The following is a 10110-nucleotide window of genomic DNA, read 5'->3' as shown; positions in this document are numbered from 1 at the left end:
GATTATTTTCAGACTTATTTCGCGCAGCTATGCGTGGCTTTTGTTAACTCAAATCGGGTAATTTTGCGGCAGCGTTTTTCTCTATTCCAATAAGCGGCATTAAATTATCAACCGCGGAAGCATAATTAATTGCCGAACTCCAGCCATCATACTCGGCAATTATTTTCGCCGACGTGGCCTGCCAGACATCCTGCTCAACGCTGAGCAAATCATTAATGCTCCGCTTGCTCAGGGTGTATTCATTTTTATAAACCTCGCGGGCCCGCAGCGCGTTTTCCAGCTGCCGCTTCCCGGCCTCCATTCTTCCCCGTGCGCCGGTCCAGTCAGCCTGTGCGACGGAGGCCTTTTGCAGCACGTCGAAACGCGCCTGATCGACCTGAGAGGACGCCATCGCCCGTGCGCCTTCAGCCTGCCGCACGCGTGCGGATACCGCGCCGCCCTGATAAAGCGGTGCATCGATATTGAGCTGGATCTGGTCGTCCCAGTAGGAACGGTTGTCCGATTCGTAACGCGTGCGTCCCCCTTTCAGGCTCAGGGTTGGCCAGTGCTGGGACTTCGCCGTTTCAACGCCATACTGGGCAGAACGTTCCATGTTTTGCGCAGCCATTACCGCCGGTATCAACGAATAATCAATGCGGTTGAGCGAATCCGGCTCAACCGCAAGGTTTGCGGGTACCGGCGAATAGTTATCCGCCTGCATCCCGGTTAATACCGCGAGCCGCGCGCGGGCGCTGTTCAACGCGGCGTTATACTGCGCCACCGTCGCCTGCATGCCGGCAATCCGCGTGCGGGTCTGGAGCTCATCGGAGGTAGAACTCACGCCCGCATCGGCGCGCAGTTTGGCCAGCTGCTCCACGTTTTTCAGCGCCTGAACGTTATCTTTTGCCGCCTGTAACAGGTCGGAATAGCGTTTAACCTCCACGTAGCCGAGCGCCGTTTTTTCCGCCACATCAGAAAGTGTGCTCATGAGCTGATAGCGGTAGCTATCGCGCCGGGCGGAAGACTGGCTGATGCTGTTGTTGGTCTTGCCAAAATCGTATATCAGCTGGGTAAGGCTCAGCCCCCAGGCCGCAGAATTCTTCAGCGAACCGCTGGAATCGGTGGTCTGGCTGTGCCCCGTGCTCCCGTTTAAGGCTATTTGCGGCATCCAGCCGCTGCGCGCCTCATCTATTTGTGCCTGACCAATACCTAATTGCGCGGCCTGCTGGCTAACTGAGGGGTCGCGATCGATAGCAAAAAGGATACTTTCTTTTAAGGTTGTCGTTGCCACCGGGGCAATACCCACCTGGCGACTATTGGCGTAAGCCGTATTAATGGCTAGTGAAATTAATGCCAGCGCAGCTATAAATTGGCGTGACACAGGCTTGTGAAATATCGTCATTTTTATCTCCCTGACTCTGAGTGATACTCAAAACAATTACCCAAAAAGAGGTATAGATAATTAGACAAATATCTTTTTCGCTCCCTCACTGAATTTCAGGTAAAACGTCCCATACCCATTTCCATTGGAGATGAGAAGCGCCTTCGTCTTATTAAAATTAAGAATTTACTTATTTCTTAAGTTGATTTGCAGCATAACAAAATGTGGTATAGGCCACTACACCCGTAATGTTAATGCGGTGTTACAAATAAGAAAAAACATGGGGTTTCTGGACAAAACTCCGAAAATGGCCTTTCAGATGAAACATCAAAACCCTCTGTTATTTAAGGAAAATTCTTAATCTCCTCTGCGTACATTTTTGCGTTAATTTCTTGGCGGGTCAGACACAAAGATTTTCAAAGAAGTGTCAATTTAAGTAACCAACACACTTATGCTGACATTAAATTCCATTAAAAAACTAATGTAAGAGATTAAATTCTATCAATGTTGTTTTTATCAGAACATTAATCCCATTAAGGGTTGCACACTGGTTACATAATCCAAATCATTAATAAAAACAAAACAGTAACACTCTGGTTAACATTCAGAACGGCTTAATGATATCTGTTTAATATAATTTCAATAATCACCTATCTGAACGATTTCTCTCGTCGTCATTGCGATTCCATTCTCACCCTTCCCTCTGCTTTAAAATGCTGTATTATGCAAACTATTGCGACATTTTGCAGGATTACTGCCATGCACAAAACCGCACGTCAACGCTATGTCCTTGATATTCTGAGTGAACAAGGTCAGGCCAGCATCACCGAACTGGCAGAAAAGCTGCAGGTTTCAGCGGATACTATTCGTCGGGATCTAACCGATCTGGAAAATCAGGGCCTTGCCCAGAAGAATCACGGCGGGGCAATTGCGCTAAATCTTTCGGCCATGAATCGTCAGGGCCGCAATACCCTGCTGCCGGAAACCAAGCAGCACCTCGGGAAACGGGTTGCGCAGGCGGTTCCGCCGGGTTCCACCCTGTTTCTGGATGCCGGCAGCACGGTGATGGCCGTGGCCACTTTTCTACAGGGGCCTCACACCGTGATAACTACCTCGCTGGATATCGCCCAGCATTTTAGTGACCGGGAGGACATAGAGCTTGTTCTGCTCGGCGGAAACTGGGACCGGAAGCAGCGCCTGTTTGCCGGAAGCGCCACCTTGTCCCTGCTGTCCCGCTATCGGGCAGATATCGCCATTCTTGGGGCGTGCGCCCTTCATGCCGAACTCGGTTTGAGCGCCGGTAAAGAAGCGGATGCCGAGGTAAAACGCGCGATGCTCGCCGCCAGCCAGGCAGGCTGGATTGTCGCCGATCACCTGAAGGTTAACCGCTGCGAACCGTATCTGGTCTCCGGGTTAACCGACATTCATCAACTCTTTTTAGATCGTCCCTGGCCTGAACTTGGGGACCCAGGCGCATTGCAGGTCACGGTGTGCGTGAATTAACGTGGAGAAGGTCATGAGTAAAGTTCAAACAATCAACATTGCGCTGATCGGGTATGGATTTGTGGGGAAAACGTTCCATGCCCCGCTGATTCAGTCCGTGGACGGGCTTAAGCTGGCGGTGGTCTCTTCCCGTGATGAAGAGAAGGTTAAACGCGATCTGCCGGACGTACAGGTGGTGGCAACCCCGGAAGAGGCCATTCAGCATCCCGATATCGACCTGGTGGTGATTGCCTCCCCTAACGCCACCCACGCGCCGCTGGCGACGCTGGCCCTGAACTCGGGTAAACACGTGGTCGTGGATAAGCCTTTCACCCTCGATATGCAGGAAGCCCGGGACCTGATTGCCCTGGCGGATGAAAAGCAGCTTCTGCTCTCCGTTTTCCACAACCGTCGCTGGGACAGCGATTTCCTCGGCATTAAGCAAATTATCGAGCAGGGTACGCTCGGCAAGGTTAAGCATCTGGAGTCGCATATTGACCGCTTCCGCCCGGAAGTGCGCGTGCGCTGGCGCGAGCAGAACGTGCCCGGCAGCGGCCTGTGGTTTGACCTGGGGCCGCACCTGATCGACCAGACGCTTCAGCTGTTTAGCCTGCCAGAGTCTGTGCAGGGAAATATCGCAACGCTGCGCGACGGTGCAGAGATTAACGACTGGGCGCACGTGGTCTTAAATTACCCGGAACATAAGGTGGTTCTGCACGCCAGCATGCTGGTGGCTGGCGGTACGGCGCGCTTTACCGTCCATGGCGACAAAGGCAGCGTGGTGAAAGCCAGAATCGACCAGCAGGAAGCGCAGCTGCTTGCTGGCGTGATCCCCGGCAGCGACGCCTGGGGCGAAGACGACGACAGTCTGGTGTTCTTTGGGGCTGACGGCGAACCGCAGGCGATCCCGACCCCGAAAGGCGATCAGCGCCAGTATTACGTCAACGTACGTGATGCACTACTCGGGAAAATCACCAATCCTGTCCATCCTGTCGAGGCGTTAGCGGTCATGGCTGTTCTGGAAGCGGCGGTGATATCGTCAGACACGGGGTCAACGCAGACGCTGGCATTAACTGATGAAGAGCGCGCGCTGCTGGGTTAAAAAACAAGCCGGGTGACGCGTAGCGATCCCGGCCTACGATTCAGAGCCGTTTGTAGGCCCGTGCAAGCGAAGCGCCGCCGGGCAAGAAAGGCGGCGACAATGTTTCAGCACTACTGACGCTTTTTCGGCATCATGCGCAGAAGAGTATTATCTTTCCAGAAATAGTGATGCATCAGCGCCGCCGCCGCGTGCAGACCAATCACGAAATAGCCCAGGTTTGCCAGCGTCTCATGCCACTCCTTCAGCACATCCACCAGGTCAAAATTCCCCTCCGCCGCGTGCGGCATCGCCAGACCGAAGGCGAACCAGTCGTTTCCGCGGTTATACATCATCACAATGCCAATCAGCGGCAGCGCAATAAACAGCAGATAGACAATCAGATGCCCAAGGTGAGACATACCGGTGATCATCGCTTTGGGTTTCGGCTGAATGGGCGGTGCGGGAAACTTGAGGCGGAGCAGCAATCGCGCCACCATCAGCACCAGAACCGAGATCCCGCAGGAAACGTGGATCATGTTTATAAGCGGACGGTCAGTACGCGGGAAAAAGCCTCTGAATTCCATCGCGCTGTATGCGATGACGATTAACAAAAACACCAGCCAGTGAATCGTGATTTGCAGGCTTGTATATTTAGTGCGCATGGGATTTCCTGAAAAAAAACAGTCACCGCGCCAACATAATCTCCTTTCCTTAAAAATTCATTAACTTTTCTGTATGGTTTTTCAAATACATCCCGTCGTATGAAGTATCTTCAATTGCCGCCCTGCCCGTGATGGTCTAAGCCTGGATGAGTTCAAACTGTCGTATCGACACGTTCACAGGAGAACATCATGAGTAAAATTGGCATTAACGGATTTGGACGCATTGGACGCCTTGTGCTGCGCCGCCTTCTTGAAACCCAGGACAGCAATACCGTCGTCGCCATCAACGACCTTACCTCCCCGAAAGTCCTGGCCTACCTGCTCAGGCATGATTCCAACTACGGTGGCTTCCCGTGGAGCGTGGACTTCACCGAGGATGCGCTGATCGTCGACGGTAAAACCATCGCGGTGTACGCCGAAAAAGAGGCAAAGCACATTCCGTGGAAAGCCGCGGGCGTGGATATCGTCGTGGAGTGCACCGGCTTTTATACCTCAGAAGAGAAATCGCGGGCGCACCTGGACGCCGGAGCGAAGAAAGTGCTGATCTCGGCACCTGCGGGTGAGATGAAAACCATCGTCTACAGCGTGAATGACGACACCATTGACGCCAGCGATACCATTATTTCCGTCGCGTCCTGCACCACCAACTGCCTCGCTCCGCTGGCAAAAGCCCTGAACGACGCGTTTGAAATTAAAGTGGGCACTATGACCACCATTCATGCCTACACCGGCACCCAGGCGCTGGTGGATGGGCCGCGCGGGAAAGACCTCCGCGCCTCGCGGGCGGCGGCAGAAAATATTATTCCGCATACCACCGGTGCGGCGAAAGCCATCGGTCTGGTGATCCCCGCGCTCAGCGGCAAACTGAAAGGCCACGCCCAGCGCGTGCCGGTGAAAACCGGCTCCGTTACCGAGCTGGTAGCGATCCTGGGTAAAAAGGTGACGGTCGAGGAGATCAACGCCGCGCTGAAAAAGGCGACCCAGGGGAATAAATCGTTTGGGTATACGGATGAGGAGATTGTCTCGTCCGATGTGGTTGGCTCGCACTATGGTTCGGTCTTCGACGCCACGCAGACGGAAGTGTCAGAAGCGGGAGATCTGCAGCTGGTGAAAGCCGTGGCCTGGTATGACAACGAATATGGTTTTGTGACCCAGCTGGTGCGCACGCTGGATAAGTTTGCGGCGCTGTGAATTTCCAACCCTACCCCTCATCCTAACCCTCTCCCCAAAGGGGCGAGGGGATTGTTCCGTGCTCAGATTATTTTACGTGCGCCCTTCAGGATCGGGTCCTGTTGTAACCGTCTCCATGCGGCGGTGACGACCTCTGGGAACTCAACGTGAGCGATATAATCACGCCCGGCCGGGCCATAGCCGTTAACGTCATCATACAGCCGCGGCAGCTCACCCATAACCAGTGAAAGATAGCGGTCAACGGGCCACAGCCCGGCGGTGTCCTCGCTAAATTCCACGCCCTCTTTTCCGTTTTGCAGCATCGGCGTAAATCCGGGATGGCTTATCCACTGCGGTGGCGCGGGCTCATCGCGGCACACGCGGGCAAAGGTTGCCATCGTGCGGCGCTGCATCGTCGGGTCCTGCACCACCAGCATGTGCCCGCTTGTCCGCTGACGCTCTTTCAGCATGTTCCAGCTAAAACGTGCATTTTCACCGCAGTTGGTGGAGCGATCTTCAATCCACACGCGCTCATCGGGGATCTGCCAGAACTCCCGCGCAACGTCGGCAAGAATGCTTGCTTCCGCCCGCCCCGCGACCGACAGAGTGTGATAACGCGGGTGGTTGCGGATCGCTTCATATAAAAACGTGGTCGAATGGCCGATGCCGCCGCTGATCAGAAGCGGCACGTTTTTCTGAAAGGCAACACGGCAGGCCGCGTCAATGGTCGGGATCACCGCGTTGCCAGCCAGAATCACCACATCGACCGCCGGGGGCTGACGGGTCTCGCTCAGGTCGTCCTGCGCCAGCCATGCGCCGACAGTATTGATGGCCGCCAGCGTGGCATCCGCCAGAATGGGAAAATGGGGCTGAACCATGGTCAACTCCTCATGTTGTTGAATCGCCGAATTTATCGTTTTTCTGAAATAACCAGAAACATCCAAAAATCATCAGGTTGCACCTGCCTATTATGCTTTTGATTTCCAGCCTTACAAAACATTGTATTGTACAGGCGTCATGGAAAAGCACCCAACGCTGCTTATTTCACCGTGATCTGACCAGTTTCCACCCCCCTGTGCTTGCCAAATACAACATCCGACCCTAAGTTGCTTAACAATTTGACAACCTTTTTCATCATCACGGGTTGCACCTGAAGCGCGCCAGGTGACACCTCATACATCATCAACGTGGCGGGGTTTCAGGTCATGACAGAACATGAAAGTACGACGACGGTATTACGAAAAAATAAGAAGGTGTTAATCGCCAGCCTTACCGGGAGCGCCATTGAATGGTTTGACTATTTTCTCTACGGTACGGCGGCCGCGCTGGTCTTTAATAAGATCTTTTTCCCGATGGTCGATCCGGTGATCGGGCTCATTCTCTCGTATCTCTCTTTCTCATTAACCTTTTTTATCCGTCCGATTGGCGGGGTACTTTTCGCCCATATCGGCGACCGCATTGGCCGTAAAAAAACCCTTGTACTTACCCTCTCTTTGATGGGAGGTGCAACCGTCATGATCGGCCTGCTCCCAACGTATGACATGATTGGCCTGTGGGCGCCCGCTCTGCTGATCCTGATGCGTATTATTCAGGGGATGGGCATAGGCGGTGAATGGGGCGGCGCGCTGTTGCTGGCCTACGAATACGCGCCCGAAAAACGTAAAGGCTTCTTCGGCAGCATTCCACAGGCGGGCGTGACCATCGGCATGCTGATGGCGACCTTTATCGTTTCGCTGATGACGCTTTTCAGTGAGGAAGATTTCCTCTCCTGGGGCTGGCGCATCCCGTTCCTGCTGAGTTCGGTTCTGGTGTTGCTTGGCCTGTGGATCCGCAAAGATATCGATGAAACGCCTGATTTTAAGAAAGTCAAAGCGTCCGGTCAGGTGGCTAAGGCTCCCCTGCGCGATACGCTGAAGCACCACTGGCGTGAAGTGCTGATTGCCGCCGGTCTCAAAGTCGTGGAAACCGCGCCGTTCTATATTTTCTCTACGTTTGTGGTGAGTTACGCCACCAGCACGCTGACCTATCAAAAATCGCAGGCGCTGGAGGCCGTGACGCTGGGAGCCCTGGTGGCTACGATAATGATTCCGTTAATGGGGCTGCTCTCGGATAAAATTGGCCGTCAGCGTATGTATGCCACAAGCGTCTTTATCCTCGGTTTGTTTATCGTGCCGTGGTTTATGTTGCTCAATACCGGTACAACCTGGGGCATCGTGCTCGCAACGGTCATCGCCTTTGGCGTGCTGTGGGCACCGGTAACGGCGGTACTCGGCACGCTGTGCTCTGAAATCTTTAGCGCAAACGTACGCTACACCGGCATTACGCTCGGTTATCAGCTCGGTGCCGCGCTGGCTGGCGGTACTGCCCCGCTGATTGCCACCGGCCTGCTGGCAAAATATGACGGCGACTGGGTTCCGGTGGCCTGGTATCTTGCCGTCACGGTGGTCATCTCCTTAATCGCGATCTTCTGCGCCAGCCGCGTCAAGCGTGCAACACTCATCCAGGCGCAGCCCGAACGTCTCTGACCTTTCCCGGCCCGTCCCCCGGGCCGCTCTTTTTACTTAAATTTTTCTTCTACATTTGATTAACATGCGTAAATCATATTCACTTGAATTATCATTTGCGGCAGACGTAGAATCGCCAGCCCGCTAATTATTCAATTATTTCTAAGGTAATGACGTTATGCGCCTGCCCGAACGCGACCCTTATGCTCCTCGCGAGTGGCAGCCACATGAGAAACCCGCCCTGCTGGGTTCACCTTCCACCCCGGAGCACAGTACGCCAAAACGCATCGCCTACGGCGTCGTTGGCCTGCTGGTATGTCTGACGGGGGCGCTGGGAAATGCGGTGGTGACCGCCAACCTGCAAAACCTGCAGGGAACCTTCGGGGCCTGGTCGACCGAAATCGCCTGGCTACCCGCGGTCTATGTGATGACCAACATCTCCATCAACCTGCTGCTGGTCAAATTCCGCCAGCAGTACGGCCTGCGCGCCTTTACGGAAGGTTTTTTGGTGCTGTACGTACTGGTCACCTTTTTCCACCTGTTCGTTAACGATCTCAGCTCGGCGCTGATGGTGCGCGCCGCGCACGGGATGGTGGCCGCGGCGCTCAGCTCGCTGGGGATTTATTATCAAATACAGGCCTGGCCTGCGAAGCACCGCCTGAAGGCGCTCACCATCGGCATCACCGGATCGTCGCTCGCTATTCCGCTGGCGCGTCTCTTTTCCACCGAACTGCTACAGCTGGACGAATGGCGTGGGCTCTATTTCTTCGAGCTCGGGCTGGCGCTGATCTCCCTTGCCTGCGTGATAGCCTTAAAGCTGCCGCCGGGGGATCGGCGCAAGGTCTTTGAGAAGAAAGACTTCATCACCTTCTTTTTACTGGCTCCTGGTATGGCCCTGCTCTGCGCCGTGCTCTCGTTAGGCCGCCTTGAATGGTGGTTCGAGGCGCCGTGGATCGGCTGGTCGCTGGCGCTATCGCTGGTGCTCATTGTTTCCGCCATCGTGTTTGAACATAACCGCAGCAACCCGCTGCTGAACACCCGCTGGCTGTCGAGCGGCAGCATCGTCCGTCTGGGGCTGATCATGCTGCTGATCCGCATCGTGCTGGCGGAGCAAAACACCGGCGTCATCGGCTGGCTGCAGTACGTGGGGTTGCAGAACGAGCAGATGACCCACCTGGCGTGGTCCATTTTCGCCGGGATCGTCTGCGGGATCGTCACCAGCTGTCTCACCATCAAGCCGACGAAACTTGCGTGGCCGATCATCACCTCTCTGGCGCTGATGATTGTTGCCTCGCTGCTGGACAGCCAGTCCAACAACCTGACCCGCCCGGATCAGCTGATGGTCAGCCAGTTCCTGCTTGGCTTCGGCAGCGCCTTCTTCCTGGCACCCGCCATGCTGGCCGCCATTGGCGGGGTGATCGCCGACCCGCGTAACCTGGTCAGCTTCTCGGTCATGTTCGGTATGAGCCAGAACCTCGGCGGCCTGCTGGGGTCGGCGATTCTCGGCACCTTCCAGACCTGGCGCGAGAAGTACCACTCCAGCCTGCTGGCGGATCAGCTCACCACGCTCAACCCGCTGGTCAACGAGCGGATACAGCTATATATCCAGATGTATAAAAGCCTGATTGGCGACAGCTCGCTGCTGGGAACGCAGGCCATTACTCAGCTACAGGCGGTGACCACCCTTGAGGCAAACATTCTGGCTTACAACGATACTTATCTTCTGACGGCGAGCATTGCCGCCGCCACGCTGGTCTGGATCTTATGGCGCTTGCTGCGCCTGCGCATCACTGCCCGTATGGCGCTGAAGAACGCCACCGGCAACAAATAATTGAATTATTTCTGGAGAAT

General features: G+C 54.8%; 8 protein-coding genes. 5 read left to right on the top strand and 3 right to left on the bottom strand.

Translation table 11 applies throughout. The features are described 5' to 3' along the window. Positions 1–43: 43 nt before the first annotated feature. Positions 44–1381: a TolC family outer membrane protein gene (locus AB8818_RS02055; protein ID WP_116340041.1), complete on the bottom strand. Its 1338-nt coding sequence runs from the start codon at positions 1379–1381 to the stop codon at positions 44–46. A gap of 738 nt (positions 1382–2119) precedes the next feature. Between AB8818_RS02055 and AB8818_RS02050 the strand changes: the two genes are divergently transcribed. Continuing rightward, positions 2120–2863: a DeoR/GlpR family DNA-binding transcription regulator gene (locus AB8818_RS02050; RefSeq protein ID WP_192982426.1), complete on the top strand. Its 744-nt coding sequence runs from the start codon at positions 2120–2122 to the stop codon at positions 2861–2863. A 13-nt stretch (positions 2864–2876) separates the two neighbouring features. Continuing rightward, on the top strand, positions 2877–3944 hold the full coding sequence (locus AB8818_RS02045; protein WP_192982428.1) for an oxidoreductase: 1068 nt from the start codon (positions 2877–2879) through the stop codon (positions 3942–3944). Between the two features lie 110 nt (positions 3945–4054). On the opposite strand, the gene cybB is transcribed toward AB8818_RS02045, so the two are convergent. After that, complete coding sequence (gene cybB / locus AB8818_RS02040) at positions 4055–4585, bottom strand: cytochrome b561 (protein ID WP_192982431.1); 531 nt, start codon at positions 4583–4585, stop codon at positions 4055–4057. A gap of 189 nt (positions 4586–4774) precedes the next feature. Between cybB and gap the strand changes: the two genes are divergently transcribed. After that, positions 4775–5776, top strand: coding sequence for a type I glyceraldehyde-3-phosphate dehydrogenase (gene gap, locus AB8818_RS02035; RefSeq protein ID WP_166711064.1), 1002 nt, complete (start codon positions 4775–4777; stop codon positions 5774–5776). A 62-nt stretch (positions 5777–5838) separates the two neighbouring features. Here the strand turns inward: gap and AB8818_RS02030 are convergent, their stop codons facing one another. Next, positions 5839–6633 carry a YdcF family protein gene (locus tag AB8818_RS02030; protein WP_192982432.1) on the bottom strand — a complete coding sequence of 265 codons (795 nt, stop codon included), beginning with the start codon at positions 6631–6633 and terminating at the stop codon, positions 5839–5841. 327 nt (positions 6634–6960) lie between these two features. On the opposite strand from AB8818_RS02030, the gene AB8818_RS02025 reads away from it, so the two are divergent. Both AB8818_RS02025 and AB8818_RS02020 read left to right on the top strand, forming a co-directional pair. Beyond that, positions 6961–8280: an MFS transporter gene (locus AB8818_RS02025; protein WP_116341129.1), complete on the top strand. Its 1320-nt coding sequence runs from the start codon at positions 6961–6963 to the stop codon at positions 8278–8280. 157 nt (positions 8281–8437) lie between these two features. Further along, positions 8438–10090, top strand: coding sequence for an MFS transporter (locus AB8818_RS02020; protein ID WP_371199735.1), 1653 nt, complete (start codon positions 8438–8440; stop codon positions 10088–10090). Positions 10091–10110: the final 20 nt, after the last annotated feature.

This window comes from Enterobacter sp. KB-280D8 (assembly GCF_041399405.1).
GTDB lineage: Bacteria > Pseudomonadota > Gammaproteobacteria > Enterobacterales > Enterobacteriaceae > Enterobacter > Enterobacter cloacae_N.
The sequence above is the reverse complement of the archived record's forward strand: the minus strand, read 5'-3'. Positions and strand labels throughout refer to the sequence as shown.

Bases quoted from the DNA above. Each gene is read 5' to 3' on its own strand.
- AB8818_RS02025 (WP_116341129.1), top strand. From the start codon at position 6,961: ATGACAGAACATGAAAGTACGACGACGGTATTACGAAAAAATAAGAAG.
- AB8818_RS02055 (WP_116340041.1), bottom strand. From the start codon at position 1,381: ATGACGATATTTCACAAGCCTGTGTCACGCCAATTTATAGCTGCGCTG.
- AB8818_RS02050 (WP_192982426.1), top strand. From the start codon at position 2,120: ATGCACAAAACCGCACGTCAACGCTATGTCCTTGATATTCTGAGTGAA.
- gap (WP_166711064.1), top strand. From the start codon at position 4,775: ATGAGTAAAATTGGCATTAACGGATTTGGACGCATTGGACGCCTTGTG.
- cybB (WP_192982431.1), bottom strand. From the start codon at position 4,585: ATGCGCACTAAATATACAAGCCTGCAAATCACGATTCACTGGCTGGTG.
- AB8818_RS02020 (WP_371199735.1), top strand. From the start codon at position 8,438: ATGCGCCTGCCCGAACGCGACCCTTATGCTCCTCGCGAGTGGCAGCCA.
- AB8818_RS02045 (WP_192982428.1), top strand. From the start codon at position 2,877: ATGAGTAAAGTTCAAACAATCAACATTGCGCTGATCGGGTATGGATTT.
- AB8818_RS02030 (WP_192982432.1), bottom strand. From the start codon at position 6,633: ATGGTTCAGCCCCATTTTCCCATTCTGGCGGATGCCACGCTGGCGGCC.